The 26236-nt window shown below is 68.7% G+C and carries 26 protein-coding genes and 2 tRNA genes; 12 read left to right on the forward strand and 16 right to left on the reverse strand.

The features are described 5' to 3' along the window. Positions 1-10 precede the first annotated feature (10 nt). The 5 genes from ACPEH0_RS13550 to pknB all read left to right on the forward strand — a co-directional run bounded on the left by ACPEH0_RS13550 (position 11) and on the right by pknB (position 7667). On the forward strand, positions 11-1240 hold the full coding sequence (locus ACPEH0_RS13550; RefSeq protein ID WP_217528931.1) for a PP2C family protein-serine/threonine phosphatase: 1230 nt from the start codon (positions 11-13) through the stop codon (positions 1238-1240). Then, positions 1237-2613: an FtsW/RodA/SpoVE family cell cycle protein gene (locus ACPEH0_RS13555; protein ID WP_217528929.1), complete on the forward strand. Its 1377-nt coding sequence runs from the start codon at positions 1237-1239 to the stop codon at positions 2611-2613. The genes ACPEH0_RS13550 and ACPEH0_RS13555 overlap by 4 nt, the downstream gene beginning before the upstream one ends. After that, positions 2610-4064, forward strand: coding sequence for a peptidoglycan D,D-transpeptidase FtsI family protein (locus ACPEH0_RS13560; RefSeq protein ID WP_217528927.1), 1455 nt, complete (start codon positions 2610-2612; stop codon positions 4062-4064). The genes ACPEH0_RS13555 and ACPEH0_RS13560 overlap by 4 nt, the downstream gene beginning before the upstream one ends. Further along, entirely contained in the window at positions 4061-5881 is a 1821-nt protein-coding gene (locus ACPEH0_RS13565) for a protein kinase domain-containing protein (protein ID WP_423719486.1), read from the forward strand. Before ACPEH0_RS13560 ends, ACPEH0_RS13565 begins: the two co-directional genes overlap by 4 nt. Positions 5882-5969: 88 nt before the next feature. Beyond that, positions 5970-7667 carry a Stk1 family PASTA domain-containing Ser/Thr kinase gene (pknB, locus tag ACPEH0_RS13570; RefSeq protein WP_366214427.1) on the forward strand — a complete coding sequence of 566 codons (1698 nt, stop codon included), beginning with the start codon at positions 5970-5972 and terminating at the stop codon, positions 7665-7667. Positions 7668-7676: 9 nt separating this feature from the next. Here pknB and ACPEH0_RS13575 read toward each other — a convergent pair whose 3' ends face one another. Genes ACPEH0_RS13575 through ACPEH0_RS13585 form a run of 3 tightly spaced genes read right to left on the reverse strand, consistent with a single transcriptional unit; the run spans position 7677 to position 9276 of the window. Further along, positions 7677-8315 (reverse strand): anthranilate synthase component II, encoded by a 639-nt coding sequence (locus tag ACPEH0_RS13575; protein WP_366214426.1) that lies wholly within the window; start codon positions 8313-8315, stop codon positions 7677-7679. Further along, positions 8312-8479 carry a hypothetical protein gene (locus tag ACPEH0_RS13580; protein ID WP_251577382.1) on the reverse strand — a complete coding sequence of 56 codons (168 nt, stop codon included), beginning with the start codon at positions 8477-8479 and terminating at the stop codon, positions 8312-8314. The genes ACPEH0_RS13575 and ACPEH0_RS13580 overlap by 4 nt, the downstream gene beginning before the upstream one ends. Next, the gene (locus ACPEH0_RS13585; RefSeq protein WP_366214425.1) at positions 8479-9276 is read right to left on the reverse strand and encodes a class E sortase; all 798 of its coding nucleotides are present in this window, start codon (positions 9274-9276) and stop codon (positions 8479-8481) included. Before ACPEH0_RS13585 ends, ACPEH0_RS13580 begins: the two co-directional genes overlap by 1 nt. Positions 9277-9331: 55 nt before the next feature. On the opposite strand from ACPEH0_RS13585, the gene ACPEH0_RS13590 reads away from it, so the two are divergent. Further along, positions 9332-9568, forward strand: coding sequence for a cell division protein CrgA (locus tag ACPEH0_RS13590; RefSeq protein ID WP_217528921.1), 237 nt, complete (start codon positions 9332-9334; stop codon positions 9566-9568). 78 nt (positions 9569-9646) lie between these two features. Here ACPEH0_RS13590 and ACPEH0_RS13595 read toward each other — a convergent pair whose 3' ends face one another. Further along, the gene (locus tag ACPEH0_RS13595) at positions 9647-10522 is read right to left on the reverse strand and encodes a rhomboid family intramembrane serine protease (protein WP_366214424.1); all 876 of its coding nucleotides are present in this window, start codon (positions 10520-10522) and stop codon (positions 9647-9649) included. Positions 10523-10529: 7 nt separating this feature from the next. Continuing rightward, the gene (locus tag ACPEH0_RS13600; RefSeq protein WP_217528919.1) at positions 10530-11087 is read right to left on the reverse strand and encodes a peptidylprolyl isomerase; all 558 of its coding nucleotides are present in this window, start codon (positions 11085-11087) and stop codon (positions 10530-10532) included. A 100-nt stretch (positions 11088-11187) separates the two neighbouring features. Between ACPEH0_RS13600 and ACPEH0_RS13605 the strand changes: the two genes are divergently transcribed. Together ACPEH0_RS13605 and ACPEH0_RS13610 are read left to right on the forward strand one after the other, a co-directional pair. Then, positions 11188-11757: a DNA helicase gene (locus ACPEH0_RS13605; RefSeq protein ID WP_217528917.1), complete on the forward strand. Its 570-nt coding sequence runs from the start codon at positions 11188-11190 to the stop codon at positions 11755-11757. Then, a complete protein-coding gene (locus ACPEH0_RS13610) occupies positions 11750-12247 on the forward strand; it encodes an aminoacyl-tRNA deacylase (protein ID WP_253035459.1) in 498 nt (165 codons plus the stop codon). The genes ACPEH0_RS13605 and ACPEH0_RS13610 overlap by 8 nt, the downstream gene beginning before the upstream one ends. On the opposite strand, the gene ACPEH0_RS13615 is transcribed toward ACPEH0_RS13610, so the two are convergent. The 4 genes from ACPEH0_RS13615 to ACPEH0_RS13630 form a co-directional block, all read right to left on the reverse strand. Beyond that, positions 12238-12663, reverse strand: a complete 426-nt coding sequence (locus tag ACPEH0_RS13615) for an NUDIX hydrolase (RefSeq protein WP_366214423.1) — start codon at positions 12661-12663, stop codon at positions 12238-12240. The two genes, ACPEH0_RS13610 and ACPEH0_RS13615, sit on opposite strands and share 10 nt — an antisense overlap. A gap of 235 nt (positions 12664-12898) precedes the next feature. Beyond that, a complete protein-coding gene (sfnG, locus tag ACPEH0_RS13620) occupies positions 12899-14026 on the reverse strand; it encodes a dimethylsulfone monooxygenase SfnG (protein WP_366214422.1) in 1128 nt (375 codons plus the stop codon). 164 nt (positions 14027-14190) lie between these two features. After that, positions 14191-14263 (reverse strand) — tRNA-Ala (locus ACPEH0_RS13625). Positions 14264-14277: 14 nt separating this feature from the next. Next, positions 14278-14351: transfer RNA gene (locus ACPEH0_RS13630), tRNA-Ile, on the reverse strand. A 114-nt stretch (positions 14352-14465) separates the two neighbouring features. Here ACPEH0_RS13630 and ACPEH0_RS13635 point away from each other — a divergent pair. Then, positions 14466-15191, forward strand: coding sequence for a VIT1/CCC1 transporter family protein (locus ACPEH0_RS13635; protein ID WP_366214421.1), 726 nt, complete (start codon positions 14466-14468; stop codon positions 15189-15191). A gap of 21 nt (positions 15192-15212) precedes the next feature. Here the strand turns inward: ACPEH0_RS13635 and ACPEH0_RS13640 are convergent, their stop codons facing one another. The 7 genes from ACPEH0_RS13640 to dnaA all read right to left on the reverse strand — a co-directional run bounded on the left by ACPEH0_RS13640 (position 15213) and on the right by dnaA (position 25094). Then, a complete protein-coding gene (locus ACPEH0_RS13640; RefSeq protein WP_217528907.1) occupies positions 15213-15620 on the reverse strand; it encodes a DUF3566 domain-containing protein in 408 nt (135 codons plus the stop codon). Beyond that, a complete protein-coding gene (gyrA, locus tag ACPEH0_RS13645; protein ID WP_217528898.1) occupies positions 15617-18175 on the reverse strand; it encodes a DNA gyrase subunit A in 2559 nt (852 codons plus the stop codon). The genes ACPEH0_RS13640 and gyrA overlap by 4 nt, the downstream gene beginning before the upstream one ends. A 51-nt stretch (positions 18176-18226) precedes the next feature. Then, positions 18227-20269, reverse strand: coding sequence for a DNA topoisomerase (ATP-hydrolyzing) subunit B (gene gyrB, locus ACPEH0_RS13650; RefSeq protein ID WP_064002919.1), 2043 nt, complete (start codon positions 20267-20269; stop codon positions 18227-18229). A gap of 123 nt (positions 20270-20392) precedes the next feature. Beyond that, positions 20393-20887 (reverse strand): DUF721 domain-containing protein, encoded by a 495-nt coding sequence (locus tag ACPEH0_RS13655; RefSeq protein ID WP_217528896.1) that lies wholly within the window; start codon positions 20885-20887, stop codon positions 20393-20395. Further along, the gene (gene recF, locus ACPEH0_RS13660) at positions 20874-22040 is read right to left on the reverse strand and encodes a DNA replication/repair protein RecF (protein WP_217528894.1); all 1167 of its coding nucleotides are present in this window, start codon (positions 22038-22040) and stop codon (positions 20874-20876) included. Before recF ends, ACPEH0_RS13655 begins: the two co-directional genes overlap by 14 nt. 55 nt (positions 22041-22095) lie before the next feature. Then, a complete protein-coding gene (dnaN, locus tag ACPEH0_RS13665; RefSeq protein ID WP_217528892.1) occupies positions 22096-23238 on the reverse strand; it encodes a DNA polymerase III subunit beta in 1143 nt (380 codons plus the stop codon). Between the two features lie 431 nt (positions 23239-23669). Next, positions 23670-25094 (reverse strand): chromosomal replication initiator protein DnaA, encoded by a 1425-nt coding sequence (gene dnaA / locus ACPEH0_RS13670; protein WP_217528890.1) that lies wholly within the window; start codon positions 25092-25094, stop codon positions 23670-23672. A gap of 303 nt (positions 25095-25397) precedes the next feature. On the opposite strand from dnaA, the gene rpmH reads away from it, so the two are divergent. Genes rpmH through yidD form a run of 3 tightly spaced genes read left to right on the forward strand, consistent with a single transcriptional unit; the run spans position 25398 to position 26236 of the window. Continuing rightward, positions 25398-25535 (forward strand): 50S ribosomal protein L34, encoded by a 138-nt coding sequence (rpmH, locus tag ACPEH0_RS13675; protein ID WP_064002918.1) that lies wholly within the window; start codon positions 25398-25400, stop codon positions 25533-25535. Between the two features lie 9 nt (positions 25536-25544). Further along, positions 25545-25883 (forward strand): ribonuclease P protein component, encoded by a 339-nt coding sequence (rnpA, locus tag ACPEH0_RS13680; RefSeq protein WP_217528887.1) that lies wholly within the window; start codon positions 25545-25547, stop codon positions 25881-25883. After that, a complete protein-coding gene (gene yidD / locus ACPEH0_RS13685; RefSeq protein ID WP_082886155.1) occupies positions 25880-26236 on the forward strand; it encodes a membrane protein insertion efficiency factor YidD in 357 nt (118 codons plus the stop codon). Before rnpA ends, yidD begins: the two co-directional genes overlap by 4 nt.

Raw genomic sequence — 26236 nt, forward strand, 5'->3', positions numbered from 1 at the left:
GCCCGCACCGATGGTCTTCGAGGGCTCGAGCGCCGCCATCTCGCATACCGGGAAGGTCCGCTCCAACAACCAGGACTCGGGCTTCTCGGGCTCGAACCTGTTCGTCGTCGCCGACGGCATGGGCGGGCACGCCGGCGGTGACATCGCCTCGAGCATCGCCGTCCACCACCTCGAGGGCCTCGACCACGCATTCCCGACGCCGGCCGAAGCCGAGCGCGAGCTCCGTGACGCGATCGTCGACGCCGCCCACGTCCTCGTCGACACGGTCACCGAGCGCCCCGAGCTGGCCGGCATGGGCACGACGGTCAGCGCCGTGCTCATGGTCGACGACTACGCCGTCATCGCCCACATCGGCGACTCCCGCGTCTACCTCTTCCGCGACGGCGTGCTGACGCAGATCACGACCGACCACACCTTCGTCCAGCGCCTCGTCGACTCGGGCCGGATCACCCCCGAAGAGGCGCGCTACCACCCGCGCCGGTCCGTCCTCATGCGCGTGCTCGGCGACATGGGCACCGATCCCGAGGTCGACGCGTTCATCATGCAGACCCAGCCGGGCGACCGGTGGCTCATCTGCTCCGACGGACTGTGCGGCGTCGTCGACGACGCGCAGACCGCGAAGGTCCTGCGCCAGGACCTCGCCCCGGGTCGGACCGCCGACATGCTCCTGAAGCTGGCGCTGGATGCCGGCGCCCCCGACAACGTCACGATCGTCCTCGTCGACGTGGGCGGGCGGCATCCGATGTTCAGCGGCACCGCGACCATCGTCGGGTCCGCGGCCACCCCGAAGGGCATCGAGGTCCCCGTCGCGCGCCCCGCCCGGACGGGCTGGTTCCAGACCGGACGCCAGGCGGCGAACGAGCCCAGCCACTTCGAGCCCGCGGCCGAGTACCTCGAGGAGCTCATCGAAGAGGACCGCCGCCGCGCGCGCCGCCGCCGCGTCTGGTGGTTCGTCGGCTTCATCGCGATCGTCGCGGTGCTCGCCGCGGGCGTCTTCGCCGGCTACGCCTGGACGCAGACGCGCTACTTCGTCGGCCCCGACGACGACAGCGTCGTGATCTACCGCGGCATCCAGCAGGACATCGGTCCGATCTCGCTGTCCACGCCGTACGAGGACACCGACATCCTCCTCGCGGACCTGCCCGCGTATCAGCGGCTGTCCGTGGAGCAGACCATCTCCGCCCGATCCCTCGCCGACGCCGAGGCGATCGTCGACAACCTCCGCCAGGGGACCCCATGACAGCCGCGGTAGAAACCGACACGACGGTCATCAAGGCACTCCGGAAACTCCGGATGCCGGCGACCCAGCGCAACCGCGAGCTCGGCCTGCTCGTGTTCGCCATCATCGTCTCGACGGTCGCCGTGCTGCTCGTCCAGCTGGGCACCCGCGACGAGATCGACCCGACGTTCCTCTCGTACTGCGGATGGCTGGCGGGGCTGTCGCTCGCGCTGCACATCGTGACGCGCATCTGCGCCCGCGACGCCGACCCGTTCGTCCTGCCGATCGCGACGCTCCTCACGGGCATCGGCGTCGCCATGATCTACCGCCTCGACATCGCCGAGGACCGCGTCGGCTGGTCCTCGCTCGGGTTCCGCCAGCTCGTCTGGGCGGCGATCGCGATCGCCGGCGCCATCCTCATCGTCATCTTCCTCCGGAACTACCGTGTGCTCTTCCGATACACGTACGTCTTCGGCCTCAGCGGCATCCTGCTGCTGCTGCTCCCCTTCGTCCCGGGACTCGGCATCGAGGCGGGCGCCGACGTCTGGGTGTCGGTCGCCGGTGTCTTCTCGTTCCAGCCCGGTGAGCTCGCGAAGATCTGCCTCGCGATCTTCTTCGCCGGCTACCTCGTCCGCACCCGCGAGGCCCTCACCTCGGTCGGCACGCGCTTCCTCGGGATCACCTGGCCGCACGCCCGCCAGCTCGGGCCGCTGCTGATCGTGTGGGGTGTCTCGCTCGGGATCATCGTCCTTCAGCGCGACCTGGGTACCGGCATCCTCATCTTCGGCATGTTCATCGCGATGCTCTACGTGGCGACGGGCAAAGCGAGCTGGGCGATCCTCGGCGTCCTCCTGGCCGTCGCGGGCGCCCTGGCCGCCTCGCAGGTCCTGCCCTACGTCGCCTCCCGGTTCTCGAACTGGCTCGACGCCTTCAACCCGGACTACATCAACGGCAGCAGCTACCAGCTCGTCTCGGGCATCTTCGGCCTCGCCCACGGCGGACTCATCGGCACCGGCTGGGGCTTGGGCCGACCCGACCTGACGCCGCTCGCCCACAACGACTACATCCTCCCGAGCCTCGGTGAGGAACTCGGCCTGGTCGGCGTCTTCGCGATCCTGGCCCTTTACATGGTCTTCGTCAGCCGCGGCATCCGGATCGGCATCGCCGGTCAGGACGACTTCGGAAAGCTGCTCGCGACGGGGCTGTCGTTCACCCTCGCGCTGCAGGTGTTCATCATGGTCGGCGGCGTCACCCGTCTCATCCCGCTGACGGGTCTGACGATGCCGTTCCTCGCGGCCGGCGGTTCCTCCCTCATCGCGAACTTCCTCATCATCGCGATCCTGTTGAGGATCTCGGATGCCGTCCGCTCCAGGCCCCGGGTGGTGATCGGATGACCAAGCAACTCCGTCGACTGAGCGTCGTGGTGCTCCTCATGTTCCTCAGCCTGTTCGCGGCGACGAGCGTGATCCAGGTGGCCCTCGCCGGTCAGCTGAACGAGAACCCCGACAACCGGCGCACGCTGTACGACTCGTACGCGGTGCAGCGCGGCACGATCTTCGCCGGCAGCACGGCGATCGCGTCGTCAGAGCCGAGCGACGACGTCTACAGCTGGATCCGCACGTACCCGGATGCCGAGATGTGGGCGCCCGTGACCGGGTTCATCAACCCCGTCCTGCGCTCCTCGACCGGGCTCGAGTACGCCATGAACGCGGCCCTCGCCGGCACCGGCAGCCAGCAGTTCCTGACCCGTCTCGACCAGATCGTGAGCGGCCAGCCGCCGCGCGGGTCGAACGTGCTGCTCTCGCTCGACCCCGCGGTGCAGAAGGTCGCGTACGACGCGCTGGACGGACTCGAGGGCGCGGTCGTCGCGATGGAGCCCGACACGGGCCGCATCCTCGCGATGGCCACCAGCCCCAGCTTCGACACCAACAAGCTCGCCTCGCACAACAGCTCGGCGGTCAACGCCGCCGATCAGGAGCTGCAGGCGGATCCGCTGCGACCGCTCACCAACCGGGTGACCCGCGAGACGGAGCCCCCCGGATCGACCTTCAAGCTCGTCGTCGCGTCGGCCGCCCTCGCCTCGGGGAAGTACACCCCCGACTCCGAGTTCGACAACCCGGCGACCTTCACGCTCCCGGGAACCAACAACGTCCTGCACAACTTCGACCGCGGCACGTGCGGACCGGGGGAGAAGACGACGCTCGAGACCGCGCTGCGGCTCAGCTGCAACATCCCCATGGCCGAGCTCGCGCTCGAGCTGGGCACCGACGCCATCCGTGAACAGGCGCAGAAGTTCGGCTTCAACTCGGCCTTCGAGATCCCCCTCGACGTCGCCGCGTCGAGCTACCCCGAGGGCTTCGACGCGCCGCAGACCGCGCTCAGCGGCATCGGTCAGACCGACGTACGCGCCACCCCGCTGCAGATGGCGATGGTCGCCGCCGGCATCGCGAACGACGGCGTCGTCATGAACCCGCGGATGGTCGACCGCGTCGTCGCGGCCGATCTGACGGTGCAGGACGAGCCCGCGAACACGCAGTTCGGCGAAGCGCTGACCCCCGAGGTGGCCGAGACGATGACGACCCTGATGATCGGCAATGTCCAAAACGGTGCGGCGTCGGGTGCGAGAATAGACGGCGTCGACGTCGCCGGGAAGACCGGAACGGCGGAGCACAATCCGGGGGACCCGTACACGCTCTGGTTCACCGGTTTCGCGCCCGCAGAGGACCCGGAAGTGGTCGTCACGGTGATGGTGGAGAACGGTGGTGGGCTCGGCCAGAACGGCACGAGCAACGGGATCGCGGCCCCGATCGCGAAGAAAGTGATTGAGGCGGTGCTGAGCGAATGAGACCGACGCAGGGTGTGAGCTTCGGCGGACGGTACGAACTGGACTCGCGGATCGCGATCGGCGGCATGGGCGAGGTCTGGGAGGCCACCGACCACGTCATCGGCCGCACGGTCGCCATCAAGATCCTCAAAGACGAGTACATGGGCGACCCGGGCTTCCTCGAGCGCTTCCGCGCCGAGGCCCGTCACGCCGCGCTCGTGAACCACGAGGGCATCGCCAGCGTCTTCGACTACGGCGAGGAGAACGGCTCCGCCTTCCTCGTCATGGAGCTCGTCCCCGGCGAGGCGCTGTCGACGATCCTCGAGCGCGAGGGCGCCCTTTCGTCCGACAAGACCCTCGACATCGTCGCGCAGACCGCATCGGCGCTGCAGGCGGCCCACGCCGCGGGGCTCGTCCACCGCGACATCAAGCCCGGCAACCTGCTGATCACCCCCGACGGCCGCGTCAAGATCACCGACTTCGGCATCGCCCGCATCGCCGATCAGGTGCCGCTGACCGCGACCGGCCAGGTCATGGGAACCGTTCAGTACCTCTCGCCCGAGCAGGCGTCGGGGCACGCGGCATCCCCCTCCACCGACATCTACTCGCTCGGCATCGTCGCCTACGAACTGCTCGCGGGTCGTCGTCCGTTCACGGGTGAGTCGCAGGTCGCCATCGCGATGGCGCAGATCAACGACACCCCGCCGCCGCTGCCCGACACGGTCGCCGAGCCCGTGCAGCGCTTCGTAATGAGCATGATCGCGAAGAAGCCCGAGGACCGTCCCGCCTCGACCTCCGCCGTCGCGCGTGCCGCCGGCGCGCTGCGTCGTGGGGACGTCGCCGGCGCCGCGGCCATCGTCCCCGCGATCGGCGGCGCCGCCGACGCGGACGCGTTCACCCAGCTGCTGACCCCGACCACGGGATCGGATGCCACGACCCGCCTCCTGCCCGCCGGCGCCGCCGCCGCGGCCGGGGCCGGTGCGGCTGCCGCCGTCGGCACGGGCACGGCCGCACTGTCGACCGACCAGGCCTCGCCCGCGGGGACGCAGCGCAAGAAGAAGCGCAGCCCGTGGACCTGGCCCCTGGTCGCGCTCATCGTGCTGCTGACGATCGTCCTCGTCGGCTTCTTGATCACGCTGTTCATGCCTCAGGGCAACACCGCGGCTCCGAGCAACACGCCCTCGAACCCCCCGTCGAGCGCCAGCGTCCCGCCCTCCTCACCCGCACCGACCCCCACCGAGACCGAGCCGACGACCGCGAACCCCGCGACCCTGGGGCTCGAGGGGAAGACGTGCGGGGAAGCCACCGCGATCCTCAACGAAAACGGTTTCGACAACGTCGTCTGCGAGCGCGGTGCCGAGGCGGACACCGACGCGGAGGCCGGTCAGGTCTACAGCGTCGATCCGACCGGCAACGTGCGCTTCGACCGCGAGATCACGCTGCTGTACTACGCCGACGCCGCGGCGCTCGGAGTGCCCGCTGCCCCCCGCATCGAGGGTGGCAACGGAGACGGCACCGTCACGGCCGGATCGACGGTCCAGGTCATGTGGGACAGCTACACCTGTCCCGCGGGCGCTCCCACGGCGTCGAGCTACACGATGACACTCTCGGGCGGCATCTTCGACACGAACGGCGAGTCGACGGCGAGCTTCGGCATCGACCAGCGTCCGGCGAAGATCGTCGTCGACGACAACAGCCAGGCCCTCTCGGTGACCTACACCGTCACGTGCACGGGCGAGGGCACCGAGCGCGAGTCGGGGAGCTCTCCCGAGGCGTCCGCGTCGATCGTGCCCGCACCCGAGGAGACCCCGCCGGCCGACGGCGAGGGCGACGGCTGACCACGACCGCTTTCAGCGGGCTTTCGAGCGGGGTCGGATAGGCTGTCCGGGTTCCATTCCGGGGAGTGATGTGTCCGTACAGCAACGCGTGCTTTCGGGCCGCTACCGCGTCGATGACCTCATCGGCCGAGGCGGCATGGCTTCGGTGTACCGCGGGCAGGACCTCACGCTCGGGCGCGACGTCGCCATCAAGATCCTCGAGCCGGATCTCGCCGCCGACGGGGCGTTCCGCACGCGGTTCCGCCTCGAGGCGCAGTCCGCGTCGCGCATGTCGCACCCTGCGATCGTCCGTGTCTTCGATGCCGGTGAGGAGACGAGGACGGATGCCGCGGGTCAGCCGCATCCCGAACCGTACATCGTCATGGAGCTCGTCTCGGGGCGCCTGCTGAAGGACATCATCAGCGAGGGTCCCGTCCCGATCGAGGACGCCCTGCGCTACACCGACGGCATCCTCGAAGCCCTCGAGTACTCCCACCGGGCCGGCGTCGTCCACCGCGACATCAAGCCCGGCAACGTCATGGTCACGGATGCCGGTCAGGTGAAGGTCATGGACTTCGGCATCGCGCGTGCCGTGTCGGACTCGTCGTCGACGGTCGCCGAGACCACCGCGATCATCGGAACCGCTTCGTACTTCTCGCCCGAGATGGCCAAGGGCGACCCTGTGGACGCCCGCGCCGACATCTACTCGGCCGGCATCGTCCTCTACGAACTGCTGACGGGGCAGCCGCCGTTCCGCGGCGAGAACCCGATCGCGGTCGCCTATCAGCACGTGTCCGAGGCGCCCGTCCCGCCGTCCGAGGTGGTCGAGACCGTGCCGCGGTCGCTCGACGCCCTCGTGCTGCGCGCGCTCGCGAAGGACCCGTTCCAGCGGCCGCAGACCGCCGTCGCCTTCCGCGACGCCCTCGCCGCCGCGACCGGCCGCAAGGCGCCGAGCAAGCGACGCGTCGAGCACCTCAGCAACGAGCTGTACGGACCCGACCCGAAGCAGGCCGCCGAGACGGCGCGCTCGCTGCGCCAACTGACGAGCGACGACACGATGCGCCGCACGCAGGCCGGGCCCCCCGTCGCGTGGGTGTGGGCCGGCATCGCGATGCTCGCCGTGCTGCTCGTGTCGGTCTTCATCTGGGTGAACACGATCCGCCCGGAGGAGGGGACCGTCACCCCGAACGCGCTCACCGTCCCCGACGTCGTGACGATGACCTGGGACCGCGCGCAGGATGTCCTCGGCAAGGACCAGCTCGAGCCGCTGCAGGTCGGCGAGACGAGCGCCGACGTCCCCGAAGGCGCCGTGGTGCGCACCGACCCCGCGGCCGGCACCACCGTCGCACCGGGAGACCAGGTCACCGTGTACGTCTCAGAGGGTGTCGAGATGGCCGCCATCCCCACCCTCGCCAACCTGACGGTCGACGAGGTGACGACCGCCCTCGAGCAGGAGGGCCTCACGCTCGGTTCGATCACACGACGCAACGACCCGGCCCTGGCGGCCGATGTCGTGATCAGCGGATCGGTGGACGGCGCGCCCGTGACCGCCGGCGAAGAGGTCCCCCTCGGTACCGCCGTCGACCTCGTCGTCGCCACCGGTACCGTCACCGTGGAGGACTTCGCGCTGAACTACACGGTCGACAAGGCCGCCGAGATCCTCGGCTCGGACGAGTACCGCCTCGACCCCGTCATCCAGGAGGATCCCTCCTGCCCGGCCACCGACCCGCGCATGGTGAAGGTGCAGTCGGCGATCGGCGAGGTTCCCGTCGGGTCGGAGATCGTCCTCACGACCTGCAGCGGCTGACTCCCGCGGTCACGCCACGGTGCGATGGGGTGACAGCCGGGCGCCGCGCGCTGCGGCATCCACCACTCCGATGCCCTCCAGCCACGTGCCCAGCAGCAGGTAACCGCCCTCGGTGAGCACGCTCTCGGGGTGGAACTGCACCCCGACCAGCGGCAGCGAACGGTGCGCGAGCCCCATGACCGTGCCGGACTCCGTCCACGCCGTGACGCGCAGGTCGGCCGGAACGCGGTCGCGCTCGACGGCGAGCGAGTGGTAGCGCGTGGCCGTGAACGGCGACGGCAGTCCCGCGAACACCCCGGTGCCGTCGTGGTGCACGGGCGAGGTGCGCCCGTGCATGAGGTCGGCAGCGTGCGAGACGACCCCGCCGAACGCGACCGCGATCGCCTGATGCCCGAGGCACACGCCGAGCAGGGGGGTGGCGGTGGCGGCGCACCGCCGGACGACCTGAATCGACGCACCCGCATCCTCGGGCGTGCCGGGGCCGGGAGAGATCACGACGCCGTCGGCCGCGTCCACGCGCGAGAGCGCATCCGCGGCATCCGATTCGACCATCTCGACGTCGGCGCCCAACTCGACGAGGTACCCGATCAGGGTGTGGACGAAACTGTCGTGGTTGTCGACGACGAGGACACGGATGCCGATGGTCACCCGCCGCCGCCGACGGTGGACTCCTCGCTCGGCCACAGCGTGTGGAAGACCCATGGAAACGCGTAGTAGAAGAGCAGGTACAGGATGATCGCGGCCAGCACGATCAGGATCAGCACCCGCACCCACCACGGACCGGGCAGCACACGCCAGAGCGCCGCGTACATCAGGCGCCCACCCCGCCGGTCAGCGACGCCGGCGGGCCGTCGGCGGTCGGGGTGAACTCGTCGAACACGGCGTAGGCGATGATGCGCTCCAGGGAGTTCAGTTTCGGCGCGCAGCTGGTGAGCGTCAGGTATCGGCCGTTGGCCTCGACGTCCGGCTGATTGGGGACGGGGAGCAGCACCTGCACCTGCGTCTCCTGCACGTACTCGAGCGAGCGGAACCGGTAGGTGTACCAGCCCGCCTTCGTCTGGATGACGATCGCGTCGCCGATGACCAAGCGGTCGATGGGGTCGAAAGGGGCCCCGGAGGTCCAGCGATGCGCGGCGTACGCGGTGTTCCCGACCGCGCCGGGCATCGCGGTGTCGGGGTAATGGCCGATCTCGCCGCGGTCGAGGATGTCGGGGCGGGTGATCCCGGAGGCGATCTTGAACTGCCAGTTCGAGCCGAAGCGCGGCACCCTCATGATCCCGAACACGTCGCCGTGCGACTGCTCGCCGAGGACGGGGATCGCCGCGGGGCCCTCCGGCTCCGCGGTCGCATCGGGCGCGGGGGTCTCGGACGGGCCCGGGGTTGCGCGCGCTTCGTTCGCCCACTCCTCCGCGAGCGCCTGCGCGGCAGCCTGCTGCTCGCTCTGCACGATCGCGTCGCCGATCCAGGTGTGCCAGGACACGTAGAGCAGGGTCAGCACACCGACCGTGAGCAGGATCTCGCCGAACACGCTCGCGACCGTCGCGCGACGTCGAGGGCGCGGACGACGGGAACGTCGGGTGGGGTGCTCCGTGGGCGAGGAGTCGGTCACGATCGGAGTTTAGCCAGCGAAGGCTGGATCCGGGCTGGCAGGTAGACTTCCCCCCATGGCACGTGGAGACAAGGACGACGACCGACTCGTCCAGACCGAGGGCGACGCCGCCCCCAACCCCGTCTGGTTCGAGCCGATCATGCTCGGGCTGATGCTCATCGGTCTGATCTGGATCATCGTCTTCTACCTGAGCGGCCAGGCCTTCCCGATCCCCGACATCGGGCCGTGGAACCTCGCGATCGGCTTCGGCATCGCGTTCATCGGATTCCTGATGACGACGCGCTGGCGCTGAGCCCGCGGCATCCCTCGTCCTCGACGGGAATTACACCGGTGTGATTCATCCCCATCTGTGGATGAACCTGTGGATAACTCAGAGGTAGAGCAGACCCGGCACGGTCACGGCGACGGCGACGAGGCCGAGCCCGACGGCGACGAGCAGCAGCGCCTGCAGGCTTTGACGGTTCTGCGCGCGTGTCCGCGCGAAGACGAAGCCGACCAGCAGACCCACGAGACCGCCACCGATGTGCGACTGCCAGGACACTCCCGCACCCACGAACGAGAACACCAGGTTGATCCCGAGCAGGATCGCGATCGGGAGGATGTTCGCGCCGACGTGGCGCCCGATGATGAGCATGGCCGTGAGCAGACCCCAGACCGCGCCGGACGCACCGACGACGGCGGAACCGGGCGCGATGAGCGCGACGAGGACCGATCCGCCGATCGCACTCAGCGCGTAGAGGGCCAGGAACCGCGCCTTGCCGAGAAGGGGTTCGAGGCTGCGGCCCAAAGCCCACAGCGCCAGCATGTTCAGAGCGACGTGGAACGGCAGCGGCGTCGAGTGAACGAGGGCGACCGTCAGCATCCGCCACGGCTCGAAGGGCGCCCCGCTGCCCGGGACGACGTACGGCGGAGCGAAAGCGAGCGCGCCCGTGACCGCGCCGCCGACGACGGGGATGAGCTGCACGAGGTACATCGCGATCGTGACGATCATGATCGCGTAGGTGACGACGGGGCGGTCGCTGCGCAGCTTGCGGGCGAACCGCCCCGGAATCCGCCTCACCTCGGCCGACCGCGCACCCTTCTGCTGTTCCGCGAGGCACTCCGGGCAGATGACGCCCACGGGCAGTGGCGTCTGGCACTCGGGGCAAATGGTGCGGAGGCACCGCTGGCAGAGCACGAAGCTCTGGCGGTCGGGATGCCGGTAGCAGAAGTTGTCCGGATTGGTCCGGGGGTCGGCCGAGGTCACGAAGGGATCAGGCCTCGGCGATGTCGATCGAGGAGATGACGACGGGCTCGAGCGGACGGTCCTGCGCACCGGTCGGGACGGCGCTGATGGCGTCGACCACCTTGCGGGAGGCGTCATCGGCGACCTCGCCGAAGATCGTGTGCTTGCCGTTGAGCCACGGGGTCGGGTCGGTCGTGATGAAGAACTGCGACCCGTTGGTGCCCTCGGCCTTGCCCGTGATGGCGTTGCGGCGCAGGCCCGCGTTCGCCATGGCGAGGAGGTAGGGCTTGTTGAAGGTCAGCTCGGGGCTGATCTCGTCGTCGAAGTTGTAGCCCGGTCCGCCGACGCCCTGACCGAGCGGGTCGCCGCCCTGGATCATGAAGCCCGGGATGATGCGGTGGAAGATGACGTCGGTGTAGAGGGGACCCTCGCCCGGCTTGCCGGTGGCGGGGTGCGTCCACGCCTGGGATCCGTCGGCGAGGCCGATGAAGTTCTTGACGGTGCGCGGCGCCTGGTCGCCGAACAGGTTGACGACGATGTCGCCGTGGGTGGTGTGCAGGGTTGCGACAGCGGAGTGAATCGGCATACCCATCATCCTCTCACTTGCAACCCCCCTCACAGCCTGAATGCGTCTGGCAGTATGGACCCACTACGTCCCCGGATGAACCCCGAAAAGGGAGGGCCCCGTGAGCCTCAACCGCAAGACCAAAAAGGAACTCCGCAAGCTGCAGAAGCAGGCTGCGAACCTCTGGGAGTCCCAGCAGGTGCTGGTCGGCCAGGCCGGTGAGGTCGCCCGCGAGGCGGGTCGCCAGCTCGGCAAGTACAACCACGACCACGTGGTGCCCGCCGCCAAGCACTCCTACGAGCGGTACGCCGCTCCCTACGTCGACCGCGGTGTCGAGACCGGACGCAAGGTGCTCAACGGCGCCATCGTCCCCGCCGCGGGAGCCGTCGTCGGTACCGCCCTGTCCGTGTGGGACGTCGCCAACGACACGCGTCTCCGTCTGGCGAAGGGCAAGGGGCTCGGCGGCTTCGACGCCGACGACTTCCGCAAAAAGGCGAAGAAGGCCGGCAAGAAGGCGACGAAGAAGCTCAGCGTCCCCGAGAAGAAGAGCGGCCCGAGCGCCGGCGGCGTCCTCGCCCTCATCCTCGGCATCGCCGCGGCCGCCGGTGTGCTCTACGCCGCGTGGCAGACGCTGCGTGCCGACGACGAGCTGTGGGTGGCGGACGACCCGCTGCGTGCACCGGATGCCTGAATCCACGCCCGTACCGTCGGAGCGCGTCGCTGAAGCGGCGCGCTCCCGGTCTTTGTCGGTGGAGTTCGTCGCCCGGCCGGCCGCGGGGAGTCTCGAGGAAGCCGCACGGCTGCTGGGTCTCGCGGCATCCGACATCGTGAAGACCCTCGTCGTCAAGCGCAGCGACGACACCTACCTGTTCGCTCTCATCCCGGGCCATCGCGCCATCTCGTGGCCGAAGCTGCGGGCCGTGGTCGGTGTGAACAAACTGCGGCTGCCCGAACCGGAGCTCGCGCTCGCGGCGACGGGGTTCGAGCGCGGCACGATCACACCGATCGGCAGCACGACGGACTGGCCCGTCTACGCGGACGAGACCATCACGGGTCGACGGATCGCGATGGGAGCCGGCGCCCACGGCTTCAGCCTCTTCGTCGACGCCGACGACCTCATCCGTGCTTACGGCGCGACGGTCGCCGACATCTCGCAGGCGATGGGCGAGCGTCAGGCCTGAGGCAGCAGCCCCGCCATCCGCAGGGCGGTGTCCACGAGACCGACCCGGGTCAGCGCCGGAACGTCGGCGAGCGGGAACCACGCCGCCTCGTCGGTCGATCCGTCCTCCTCATTGCGGAGGTCGCCGCCGACGATGTGCGCGCGGTAGAGGATGCGGAGCGCCTGGATGGGCCCTTCGCCGTGCAGCCGGTCCTTGGCGGCGATCACCTGCGAGTCGGTGCCGAGGATGCCGTCGAGTTCCACGTGGAACCCCGTCTCCTCGAAGACCTCGCGCACCGCGGCATCCTTCGGATCCTCACCGGGATCGATGCCCCCGCCGGGCATGGTCCACGCGGGTCTCGTGGGGCTGTTCCAGTGAGTGAGCAGGATGCGGTCCCCGTCGGTGATGACGGCGTACGCGGCGACGCGGATGTCCACGCGTTCACCCTACGCGCCGCCCCGACGCGGGGGGACTGCCTGGGGTGCGAGCTCCCCAACCACGCACCCCAGGCCCTGTCGCGCAGAGCCCCCAGAAACTCCGCGTCCCCCAGCGGAGTTGCTGCTCACGATGGGTCCGAGCTTCGGGTGCTCGTCTCCAACGGCGACACCATTCATGGTGTCGGGTGCGGCGCAAGCGAAGCGCAACATCACCTCAAGATCAGCGCAAGATTCCTCACACGTCGGCGTGGTGACGCTGCGCAACCCCCGTCTGAGCCTCGAGTTCGCGCACCAGAGGGATGACCTTCTCGCCGAACTGCTCGAGCTCCTCCTGGAAGTGCAGGAAGCCGAGGAGGAGGAGGTCGACCCCGCGCCGGCGGTACTCGACGATGCGTCGGGCGACCTGCTCGGGTGTGCCGATGAGCTGCGTGCGGAACCCGTCGTTGTACTGGACGAGGTCCTCGAAGTTCGAGTCCGCCCACATCCCCTTGCGGTCGGCGGTCGCGGGACCCGCCTGCTGGACGGACGTGCGGAAGCCCTCGACGGCCTCGGTGTCGGCCTTGGCGATGATCTCGCGCAACTGCTCGCGCGCCTCGGCCTCGGTGTCGCGCACGATCGCGAAGCCGTTCAGGCCGAACCGTACGCGACGTCCGTGCTCCGCCGCGATGCGGGTGACCTCGTCGTACTGCTCGGTGAAGCCGTCGAAGTCCTTGCCGTTGGAGAAGTACCAGTCCGCGTAAGCGCCGCCGTTGAAACGCGCCGCCGTCGAGTTGCCGCCCTGGAAGATCTCCGGATGCGGTCGCCCGGGCACCGGGTAGGGTCCGGGCCGCAGCGTGAAGTCGTTCACCCGGTAGAAGTCGCCCGCGAACCGGACGTTCTCCTCGGTCAGCAGTTTGCGCAAGACCTGCAGGAACTCGCCCGACCGCCGGTAGCGCTCGTCGTGGTCGAGCCAGGGGAGTCCGAGCTTGGTGAACTCGTCCTTGAACCAGCCCGACACGACGTTGACGGCCGCGCGACCCTTCGAGAAGTTGTCGGCCGTGAGCAGGAACTTCGCGAGGACCGCAGGCTCCCACAGGCCCGGGTGCACCGCCGCGATGACCTTCAGCTTCTCGGTCGCCAGGAGCAGGGCGAGGCTCGTCGACGTCGACTCGTGCTGCTGCGCCGCGCCGTAGCTCGACAGGTACCGCACCTGACTGAGCGCGTACTCGAAGCCGACGCGCTCGGCCGTGCGGGCCAGTTCGATGTTGTAGTCCAGGTCGAACGAGGTCCGCTGCTCGATCGAGGACACCACCAGTCCGCCCGACACGTTGGGCACCCAATACGCGAACTTCGTGGGCTCGAGGCCCGCCGTCGTCTCCGTCATCGTCCGCTCCGTTCCGCCTCGCTCCGAGGACTGTGCGAACGAATCTCCGCCATGGCCGCAGGGGTGTCAAAGAAGACGACGATCCGTGTCGCGGCGTGACGGGATGTGACGACCGGGGATGCGCGAGACGCCGGACCCCGTGGGGAACCGGCGTTTCTGGAATGTGGAGCCTAGGAGATTCGAACTCCTGACATCCTGCTTGCAAAGCAGGCGCTCTACCAACTGAGCTAAGGCCCCCGGTGCGGTGACGGTGGGGCTACCAGGACTTGAACCTGGGACCTCTTCATTATCAGTGAAGCGCTCTAACCGCCTGAGCTATAGCCCCGTCGTTGCCGGCTCACACCTGCAACCTCCAAGACTTTACCCGAAGAGGGCGCCGTTTGACGAATCCGCGGCGGCGGCGGCCCGCGGCATCCGTTCGTTCTGATTCACTGGCCTCATGAGCACGACCATTCCCCGTGAGCCCGGCCACCGCGAACCGCAGGGCGCCGGCCTCGGCCAACGCTTGAACTGGCTGCGCGCCGGTGTCCTCGGCGCGAACGACGGCATCGTCAGCGTCGCCGCCGTCGCGGTCGGCGTCGCCGGTGCGACGAGCGACCTCGGACCGATCCTCACGGCATCGTCCGCCGCTCTCGTGGGTGGGGCGATCTCGATGGCGCTCGGCGAGTACGTCTCGGTGAGCAGCCAACGCGACACCGAGCGCGCGCTCATCGAGAGAGAGACGCGGGAGCTCGCCGAGATGCCCGACGAGGAACTCGGCGAGCTCGCCGAACTCTACGAGGCGAAGGGGCTGAGTGCGGAGACCGCGCGGAAGGTAGCCGAGGAGCTGACCGCGCACGACGCCCTGCGCGCGCACCTCGACATCGAGCTCGGCATCGACCCCGACGAGCTCACCAGCCCGTGGCAGGCTGCGGTGTCGTCGGCGATCGCCTTCACGCTCGGCGCGCTGCTGCCGTTCCTCGCGATCCTGCTGCCACCGGCGGAATGGCGGGTGCCGACGACGTTCGTCGCCGTCCTCATCGCGCTGGGTCTGACCGGCACCATCTCTGCGACCCTCGGCGGCGCCGGCAAGCGGCGGGCCGTCGTGCGTCTCGTCGTCGGCGGGGCGCTCGCCCTCGCCGTCACCTGGGCGCTGGGTCTGCTGCTCGGGACATCCGTCGCGTGAGCGGATGCCGCGGCATCCGATTCAGTTCGAGGTGAAGCCGACGAGCAGACCGCCGGTGACCTTGACCATGAGGTTGTAGATCCCCGCGAGGACCGCACCCAGCACGGTCACGACGATGAGGTTCAGGATCGCGACGACCGCGGTGAACGCCATCACCTGGGGCAGGTTGAGGATCGAGGCGAGCGTGAAGGTGTTCTCGCCGTTGACCGCACCCAGCAGGGCGTCGACCTGGCCCACGAGACCGGTCGAGCTGATCACAAGGTAGACGAGCAGCGTCGAGACGACCGTGACGATCGCGAGGGCGACGGCCGCCAGGAAGGACAGCTTCACGGCCGACCAGAAGTCGACGTAGACGAGACGGAGGCGGACCTGCTTCGCGGTCGTCCGGCTCGAGGACTTCTTGGCCAGCTTGTCGGCTACGGAGCTCATGCGTCACTCTCTTCGGTGGTCTCGGGAGCTGCGGCGGCCTCCTCGGCCCCCGCACTCTCAGCCAGACCCCGCTCGCCGTTGCGGGCGATCGCGAGGATCCGGTCGTCGTCATCGGGGCGAGCGAAGACGACACCCATCGTGTCGCGACCCTTCGCAGGCACCTCAGCAACGGCCGAGCGTACCACCTTGCCGCTGGCAAGAACCACGAGGACCTCGTCGTCCGCGCTGACGATCAGACCGCCCGCGAGCTCGCCGCGGTCGTCGTGCAGCTTGGCGACCTTGATGCCGAGACCACCGCGGCCCTGCACGCGGTACTGCTCCACCGAGGTGCGCTTGGCGTACCCGCCCTGGGTGACGACGAAGACGAATCCCTCGTCACGCACGACGGATGCCGAGAGCAGGCTGTCGCCGTCGCGGAAGGACATGCCCTTCACACCCTCGGTCGAACGGCCCATCGGACGCAGCGATTCGTCGTTCGCCGTGAACCGCAGCGACATGCCCAGGCGCGAGACGAGCAGGAGGTCGTCGGTCGAGTCGACGAGCATCGCGCTGACGAGTTCGTCGCCGTCCTCCTCGTCCTGACCGCGCAGGCGGATCGCGATGATGCCGCCCTGCCGGTTCGTGTCGTACTCGGTGAGCGCCGTCTTCTTGATCTTGCCGTCGCGCGTCGCGAGGACGAGGTACTCGGCCGCGGCGTAGTCGCGGATGTCGAGGATCTGCGCGACGTCCTCGCCGGGCTGCAGGGCGAGCAGGTTCGCGACGTGCTGCCCCTTCGCATCCCGTCCGCCCTCGGGGAGCTCGTAGCCCTTTGCGCGGTAGACGCGCCCCTTGGTCGTGAAGAACAGGAGCCAGTGGTGCGTCGTCGAGACGAAGAAGTGCTCGACCACGTCGTCGGCGCGCAGCTGCGCACCCTTCACACCCTTGCCGCCGCGGTGCTGCGAGCGGTAGTTGTCGCTGCGTGTGCGCTTGACGTAGCCGTTGCGCGTGACGGTGACGACGATCTCCTCTTCGGGGATCAGGTCCTCCATCGACATGTCGCCGTCGTAGCCGTGCAGGATGTGCGTGCGACGCTCGTCGCCGAACTTCGCGACGATCTCACCGAGCTCCTCGGCGATGATCCCGCTCTGGCGGTCGCGCGAGACGAGGATGTCGTTCAGGTCCGCGATCTTGAGCTCGAGCTCGGTGGCCTCGTCGACGATCTTCTGGCGCTCGAGGGCGGCCAGGCGGCGCAGCTGCATCGTCAGGATCGCGTCGGCCTGCGCGTCGTCGACGTCGAGGAGCGACTTCAGCCCTTCGCGCGCCTCGTCGACCGTGGGGGAGCGGCGGATGAGGGCGATGACCTCGTCGAGCGCGTCGAGCGCCTTGAGGTAGCCGCGCAGGATGTGCATGCGCTTCTCGGCCTCACGCAGCCGGTAGCGGGTGCGGCGGACGATGACCTCGAACTGGTGCGCGAGCCAGTAGCTGATGAAGCCGTCGATCGGCAGCGTGCGCGGCACACCGTCGACGATGGCGAGCATGTTCGCGCCGAAGTTCTCCTGCAGCTGCGTGTGCTTGTACAGGTTGTTGAGGACGACCTTCGCGACGGCGTCGCGCTTGAGGACGACGACGAGTCGCTGACCGGTGCGGTCGCTCGTCTCGTCGCGGATGTCGGCGATGCCGCTGAGCTTGCCCTCGCGCACGAGCGAGGTGATCTTGGCGGCGACGTTGTCGGGGTTGACCTGGTACGGGAGTTCGGTGATGACCAGGCAGGTGCGGTTCTGGATCTCCTCGACGTTCACGACGGCGCGCATCGTGATCGAGCCGCGACCCGTGCGGTACGCCTCACGGATGCCCTTCGTGCCGAGGATCTGCGCGCCGGTGGGGAAGTCGGGTCCCGGGATGCGCTCGATCAGCGCATCGAGGAGCTCCTCGCGGGAGGCATCCGGGTTCTGCAGAGCCCACATGACACCGTCGGCCACCTCGCGGAGGTTGTGCGGCGGGATGTTGGTGGCCATGCCGACGGCGATACCGACCGAGCCGTTGACCAGGAGGTTCGGGAAGCGCGAGGGCAGGACGACGGGCTCGCGGGTGCGGCCGTCGTAGTTGTCCTCGAAGTCGACGGTGTCCTCGTCGATGTCGCGCACCATCTCGAGGGCGAGCTGGGCCATCTTGGTCTCGGTGTACCGGGGGGCCGCGGCGCCCATGTTGCCGGGGGAGCCGAAGTTCCCCTGACCATCGGCCAGCGGGTAGCGCAGCGACCACGGCTGCACGAGACGGACGAGTGCGTCGTAGATCGCGCTGTCACCGTGCGGGTGGTACTGACCCATGACCTCGCCGACGACGCGGGCGCACTTCGAGTAGCTCTTGTCGGGACGGTACCCGCCGTCGTACATGCCGTAGATGACGCGGCGGTGCACGGGCTTGAGGCCGTCTTCGACGCGCGGCAGCGCGCGACCCACGATCACGCTCATCGCGTAGTCGAGGTAGCTCCGCTGCATCTCGACCTGGAGGTCGACCTGGTCGATGTTGCCGTGCTGGTAGCCGGCGTTCGGGTCGGGACGCTCTTCGTCAGCCATGTTCTCTCAGTCTTCGTTCGTCGTCGGAGTGCCGGGGCGGATGCGGTGGACTCAGATGTCCAGGAACCGCACGTCCTTGGCGTTGCGCTGGATGAACCCGCGCCGCGCCTCGACGTCCTCGCCCATCAGCACGGAGAAGATCTCATCGGCCGCGGCCGCGTCGTCGATGGTCACCTGACGCAGCGTGCGCGTCTCGGGGTCCATCGTCGTCTCCCACAGCTCCTTGGCGTTCATCTCGCCGAGACCCTTGTAGCGCTGCACGCCGTTGTCCTTCGGGATGCGGCGGCCCGCCGCGGCCCCTTCGCGCAGCAGCGCGTCGCGCTCGGCGTCGCTGTAGACGTACTCGTGCGGCGCGTTCGACCACTTCAGCCGGTACAGCGGCGGCTGCGCGAGGTAGACGTAGCCCGCCTCGACGAGCCCGCGCATGTAGCGGAACAGCAGGGTGAGCAGGAGCGTCGTGATGTGCTGACCGTCGACGTCGGCATCGGCCATCAGGACGACCTTGTGGTACCGTGCCTTCTCGATGTCGAAGTCCGGCCCGATGCCGGCGCCGAACGCCTGGATCATCGCCTGGATCTCGGCGTTGCCCAGGGCACGGTCGAGCCGCGCCTTCTCGACGTTGAGGATCTTGCCGCGCAGCGACAGGATCGCCTGACGCTCGGGGTCGCGGCCGGACACGGCCGAGCCGCCGGCCGAGTCGCCCTCGACGAGGAAGATCTCGCTGATCGACGGGTCCTTGCTCGTGCAGTCCTTGAGTTTCTCGGGCATGGATGCCGACTCGAAGACGCTCTTGCGACGCGCCGTCTCGCGCGCCTTGCGCGCCGCCATGCGCGCGGTCGCCGCTTCGATGGCCTTCGTGATGATGAGCTTCGCCTGCTGCGGGTTGCGGTCGAGCCAGTCCATGAGCTGGTCGCCGACGACCTTCTGCACGAAGGCCTTCGCCTCGGTGTTGCCGAGCTTGGTCTTCGTCTGGCCCTCGAACTGCGGTTCGGAGAGCTTCACCGAGATGACGGCGGTCAGGCCCTCACGGATGTCCTCGCCGGCGAGGTTCTCGTCCTTGTCCTTGAGGAGGCCCTTCTCCTTGGCGTAGCGGTTGATGTACATCGTCATCGCCGCACGGAAACCCTCTTCGTGCGTGCCGCCCTCGTGCGTGTTGATCGTGTTCGCGAAGGTGAAGACGTTCTCGGTGTAGCCCGAGGTCCACTGCATCGCGAGCTCGAGCGAGATGTGACGGACCGTGTCCTCCGACTCGATCTCGATGATCTCCTCGTTGATGACCTCGGCCTTGCGGACCTTGTTGAGGTACTCGACGTAGTCGACCAGGCCGCGCTCGTACAGGAAGTCGTCGTGGCGCTGCGTGGTCTCGGAACCGCCCTCGGGCAGATCCACGACGTCGAGGGCCTCGGGGCGCTCGTCGGTCAGGGTGATGCGCAGACCCTTGTTGAGGAACGCCGTCTGCTGGAAGCGGGTGCGGAGGGTGTTGTAGTCGAAGTCGGTGGTCTCGAAGATCGCCGCGTCAGGCCAGAACGTGATGGTCGTGCCGGTCTTGTCGCTCTCCTCGCCCTTGGCGAGCGGGCCCTCGGGCTTGCCGCCACCCGAGAACGTCTGACGCCAGATGTGTCCCTGACGAGCGATCTCGACCTCGAACCGCGTCGACAGCGCGTTCACGACGGACGATCCGACACCGTGCAGACCACCCGAGACCGCGTACCCGCCGCCACCGAACTTGCCGCCCGCGTGGAGGACGGTCAGGACGACCTCGACCGTCGACTTGCTGGGGTCGGAGGAGTGCGGGTCGACCGGGATGCCGCGGCCGTTGTCGACGACGCGCAGGCCGCCGTCGGCCAGGATCGTGACGTGGATCGTGTCGCAGTAGCCGGCGAGGGCCTCGTCGACGGAGTTGTCGACGATCTCGTAGACCAGGTGGTGCAGACCGCGCTCACCGGTCGAACCGATGTACATGCCGGGGCGCTTGCGGACGGCCTCGAGGCCCTCGAGGACCTGGATCTCGTCGGCCCCGTACTCCGCGGGGATCCGGGGTGCGGCGGGCGGGTCGAGATCCTCGGGAGTGTTGTCGGGGGTATCTGACGTCATCGGTTTCGCGCGCTCCACATCCATCTTCTGGGCTTGATCCCAGTCTAGTGCCTCACGCCCTCGTCACGCGGCTGAACGCCGCTGTGGCGGCACGAAACCTTTCCGAAGCCTCCGGGACGTCGGTCAACCGTAGGTATCGCGTGGACCCCGCCCTGGAACGGCTCTGGGGCCCCATTTCCAGGAGGGGACGTCCGGCCCCACGAAACGCACGGACTCGACGCCCGCCTCCGGGAACCGCCGGATGAGCTCGGTGACGATCGTCGCGCGCATGAGGTGGAGGTTCTTCGCCCACGCCGTCGAATCGCACTGGACGGTGAGCACGCCGTCGCTCAGGGCCACGGGATCCGCGTGACGCGCGGTCTCCTCGCCGGCGACCTCGGCCCACTGGAGCACGAGGTCCTCCTTCGCGAGCTGCGCGTCCCATCCCGACTGCCGGGTGAGGTCGGCCAGCAGGTCGCCGACGCCCTTGGGATCGCGACCCGGCGTGAACGGCTGATTCTCGTCGTCGTCGTTGCGCCGCTTCCGGCGGCGCTTCTTCGCGGCCGACGGCTCGAGTCCGCGCAGCCGGAGGTAGGTCGCGACCGTTTCGGGGATGCCGGTGGCGTCAGACATCGGCATCCGTCACGATCGTGCCCGCCTCGACACGGACGGTGCGGACCCGGAGCGACGCCGGGACGTCGCCCTCGACCGCCGCCGTGACGATGACCTGCTCGAAATCGGCGACGACGCCCGCCAGACGGGCGCGACGGTCGGCGTCGAGCTCGGCGAAGACGTCGTCGAGGATGACGATCGGGTCGCCGAGGCGCAACTGGTCGCGCAGCAGCTGCGCCGACGACAACCGCAGCGACAGCGCCGTCGACCAGGACTCGCCGTGCGAGGCGTACCCCTTCACGGGGAGTCCGCGCAGGCGCAGGAGGAGGTCGTCGCGGTGGGGTCCGACGAGGGTCACCCCGCGCTCGAGTTCCTGGGATCGCTTCGCCGCCAGTCCGGCGCGGAAGGATGCCGCGACCGCGTCGGCCCCGACGGCGGAACCGGTCTTCGCGACGGGTGCGGCGTCGTCCTCCGGGTCTGACCCCTCGACGGTGAGCACCCATTCGAGCTGCGGGTCGTGGTCGGCGCCGGCGATGGCCTCGTACGCGTCGCGCATCGGCTGCGCGAGATCCTCCGCCAGGCGCAGGCGGGCCAGGATGATCTCGGTGCCGAGCGAGATGAGTTTGTCGTCCCAGACGTCGAGCGTCGTGAGCTGCTCCGCCTTCAGTCCCCGAGCCCGCGCCGACTTCAGCAGCGCCGTGCGCTGCTTGAGCACGCGGTCGTAGTCGCCGAGCACGCCCGACATGCGGGGCGCGCGCTGCACGAGGAGCTGATCGGCGAACCGGCGTCGCGCGGACGGGTCGCCGCGCACGATCTGCAGGTCCTCGGGCGCGAAGAGCACGACCTGCGCGTAGCGCGGGAGCTCCGAGGTGCGCACCGGCGACCCGTTGACGCGCGCCTTGTTCGAGCCGGACCGGTTCAGCTGCGCCTCGAGTTGGATGCGGCGGTCGCCGTACCCGAGCCGGGCGCGGACGAAGGCGGCATCCGCCCCGTACCGGACCATCGGCGCATCCTGCGACACCCGGTGCGAACCCAGAGTCGCGAAATAGCCGATCGCCTCGGCGAGATTGGTCTTGCCCTGGCCGTTGCGGCCGACGAACACGTTCGGACCGGCGGCCAGACTCACGTCGGCCGCCGCGTAGTTGCGGAAGTCGACGAGACTCAGGTGCTCCACGATCACCAGATCACCCTCCCTCGAGGCTCCGACACGCCTCGATGTGGACGGACGCCGGGGGTCAGCGCAGCAGGAGGTTCGGCTGCAGCAGGTACTTGAAGCTCTCGGGCGTCCCCGAGGTCTGCGGCGTGATGAGGACCGGGCTCAGCTTGTTGGCGTTCTCGCTCGAGGTGAACGTGATGCGCGTGAACTCGCTCTTCACGGCGCCGAGCGCCTCGAGCAGGTACTGCGGGTTGAGTCCGAGGGTCACCTCGTCGCCGGCGAGCGTCGCGTCGACCGACTCGGTGGCGCGGGCCTGCTCGGTGCCCGCGGCATCCATCGACACGCCCTCGTCCGAGAACGTGAAACGCAGCGGCGCGGAGCGGTCGAGCACGAGCGAGACGCGGCGGACGGCCTCGGCGAGCTCCGCCGTGTTGACGACGGCGTAGTGCTCGGTCTGCGCGGGGAAGAGTCGCCGCACCGGGGGGAAGTTGCCCTTGATCAGGAGCGACGTGACGGTCTTGTTGCCCGCCGTGAACGCGATGATCTCGCGATCACCCGATCCGGAGAACGAGATCTGGATGTCGCCGGAGTGCGCGAAGGTCTTCCCGACCTCGGTCAGCGTGCGCGCGGGGACAAGCGCGGTCGTCGCCTCTTCGCGGGCAACGGCGCCGCTGTCGAAGTTGATCTCGCGCAGCGCGACGCGGTAGCGGTCGGTGGCGACGAGGCTGAGCTCGTTGCCGGTCACCTCGAGCTGCACACCCGTCAGGACCGGGGTGACGTCATCGCGGGAGGCCGCGAACGCGACCTGCGCGATCGCGGTCGAGAAGTCGTCGCCGGGGACGAGGCCGGAGTCGCCCGAGACCTCGGGGATCGCGGGGTACTCGGCGACGGGCATCGCCGCGAGGGTGAACCGCGCCGAACCGCACGTCAGGAGGATCTCACCGTCGGCATCCTGCGTGATCTGGATCGGTGCGTTCGGCAGACGGCTCGCGATCTCGGACAGCAGTCGGCCGTGGACGAGGATCGTGCCCGGCTCGTCGACCGTCGCCTCGATGCGGGTACGGGCGGATGCCTCGTAGTCGAACGCGGCGAGCGACAGACCGTCGTCGCCGGCTTCGATGAGGACACCGGCGAGGATCGGCTGCGGGTTCCGCTGCGGGAGCAGTTTCACGACGAACGACACGGCTTCGCTGAATACATCGCGGTTGACGTGGAACTTCACTGATGCTCCCTTGACGGCGAGATGGGCCCTCTCATGCTAGTGCCCACGACAGGACGCTCCGGAAGCCGCTCTGCCGAGCTCGCCGCGACCGGCCCGCACCCCGTGGGTGTGATCGGATCGGGCTTCCATTAGATAGTTCTCTGTCTTCTTGTTAACAGCTGTGGAAACTGTGGATAAGTCGGTGGATCCCTGTCGCCGAGCCGGAACCACATCCGTGTAACTTGTGCACGGGCTGCGGAAAGACGCGTGAGTCCGACGGCGCGGAATCGATGCGTGTCATCCGTTCATCCACAGGCTGTCGCCGTTCGTTCACATCCGACGGCCCGTGACGCACAGTTATCCACAGGCTTTCCACACTGTGGGAAACGGCATTTTGGTGGTCCGACCGCGCACGTGTCAAGTGCGGCCGCACACCCGGGCGTGTGGGGCCGTCAGCGCGAGGAACGGCCGAGCTGCGAGGTGATCTCGGACACCTGGTTGTAGATCGAGCGACGCTCCTTCATGAGCTCGCTGATCTTCTTGTACGCGTACATCACCGTCGTGTGGTCGCGGTTGCCGAACAGTTGACCGATCTTCGGCAGCGACAGGCTCGTGCGCTCGCGGCACAGATACATGGCGATCTGCCGAGCCGTCGCGACGGACTGCGAACGGCTCGAGCCGTACAGGTCGTCGACCGTGAGGCGGAAGTACTGGGCCGTGGCCGAGATGATGTCGGTCGGCGAGATGACGTTCGCGTCGTCCTGGTCGACGATGTCGCGGAGCACCGTCTGCGCGAGCGAGATGTCGAGGTTCGAGCGGTTCAGGCTCGCGAACGCGGACACCCGGATGAGGGCGCCCTCGAGTTCGCGGATGTTGCTCGACACCTTGGTGGCGATGTACTCCAGCACGTCGTCGGGCACCTGCAGACGCTCGGACTGCGCCTTCTTACGCAGGATCGCGATGCGCGTCTCGAGGTCGGGCGCCTGCACGTCCGTGATGAGACCCCACTCGAAGCGGCTCCGCATCCGGTCCTCGAACCCGGTGAGGTGACGCGGCGGCACATCGCTCGTGATCACGACCTGCTTGTCGTGGTCGTGCAGCTGATTGAAGGTGTGGAAGAACGCCTCCTGCGTCTCAGCGCGACCCTGCAGGAACTGGATGTCGTCGATGAGGAGGATGTCGACGTCGCGGTACCGGGCCTGGAACGCGGACGCGCGGTTGTTCACGATCGAGTTGATGAAGTCGTTCGTGAACTCCTCACTCGAGACGTACCGGACTTTGATGCCCGTGTAGAGGTTGATCGCGTAATCGCCGATCGCGTGCAGGAGGTGGGTCTTCCCCAGCCCCGAGTCCCCGTAGATGAACAGCGGGTTGTACGCCTTGGCCGGCGCCTCGGCGACGGCGACCGCCGCCGCGTGCGCGAACCGGTTGGACTGGCCGATGACGAAGTTGTCGAAGGTGTACTTCGGGTTGAGGCGGGTGTCGTTGCGGGATGCCGGTGCCGCCTGCTCGCTGTAGTCCTCGGCGTTCGGCCGGGTCGGTGCCGACGGGGTCGGCGCGAGGGCCGACTGGACCGGGACCGGCGCGGTGAGGTGGGTGTCGCCGAGTTCGGGGTTCACGACCACGCGGAAGGTGCTCGCCGACGGCTCGGCGTCGACCTGCGCGAGGGCCTCCATGATGGGTCCGCGCAGGCGCTTGTTGAACTGGCCGGCGGTGAGGTCGTTCGGGACGTCGAGGTAGAGCGTCCCGCTCATCACCCCCTGGGCGACGGCGAGGTTCACGAAGCCGTGCAGCTGCGGCGTGACGCGGTCGTCGTTCGCCAGCACGTCGAGCACGGCGCTCCAGACGGGGACATCTGGAAGTTCGTGCTCGGACATGACCCTCCCGGGGTGTGGACAATGGTGTGCACGGTACTGTGCACAACCTGTGGATAAGTATCCGGATCACGCTAGTCATCGGCGCTCCGCAAGGCAAAACCCACTGTAGAACCGGCCCGCGTGTCGTCGCCAGCAGCGTTCGGGCGTCGGTGGATAATGGCCGGTCGGCGTCCCGGTTTGGGATCTCAGGAATCTCGACGTATCCTAGGTCGGTTGACTTGTGCCTCTCGGCGCGAGTCCCCCATGTACCTGTGTCCCCGGTCTCGAGCGTTCGGGTGACCCCGCCCATCCGGAGTGATCTTCATGAGCAAGCGCACGTTCCAGCCCAACAACCGCCGCCGCGCCAAGAAGCACGGCTTCCGCGCCCGTATGCGCACCCGCGCAGGCCGCGCCATCCTCTCGGCTCGCCGCTCCAAGGGGCGCACCGAGCTCTCGGCCTGACACCACGCGGTGCTGGCGCGCGGGAACCGCATCACCCGCGGGGCGGACTACCGTTCCGTCGTCCGCGGAGGTTCCCGCTGTCCGGCGGCACACACCGTGACCCACGTGGTCAGCACGTCTGAACAGCGCCCCCCACGCTTCGGCTTCATCGTGAGCAAGCAGGTGGGGGGCGCTGTCGTGCGCAACACGGTGCGTCGCCGGCTCAAGGCGATCTGCGCAGAGGCCCTGCCGGAGGTCCGGCCCGGGGCCGATGTGGTCATCCGCGCGTTGCCCGCTGCGGCATCCGTCGATTTCGCGACCCTGCGCACCGAGGTCATCCGCTGCCTCGAACGGAAGGCGGCCGCATGAGCTCGGCGCCTCTTCCCTCGTACACCCGCGGAACGGCGGTGATGGATGCCGCGACCCTGCCGGCGACGATCACGCTGCTCCCCCGCAACGCGGTGATCGCGCTGCTGCACGGCTACCGGGCTACCGTCTCCCAGCTGTACGGCGACGTGTGCAAGTACTATCCCTCGTGTTCGGCCTATGCGCTGGGCGCCGTGCAGCAGCACGGGGTCCTCAAGGGCTCGGCGCTCGCGGCGGCCCGTCTCGCGAGATGCCACCCGTGGGCCGCGGGCGGCATCGACGACGTCCCCGCTCACACGCACTTCCGGCACGACCTGACTTCGCACGGCTTCGTCGTGCCCCTCAGAAAGGATTGA

Source organism: Microbacterium sp. NPDC079356 (assembly GCF_049545465.1).
GTDB lineage: Bacteria > Actinomycetota > Actinomycetes > Actinomycetales > Microbacteriaceae > Microbacterium > Microbacterium gawkjiense.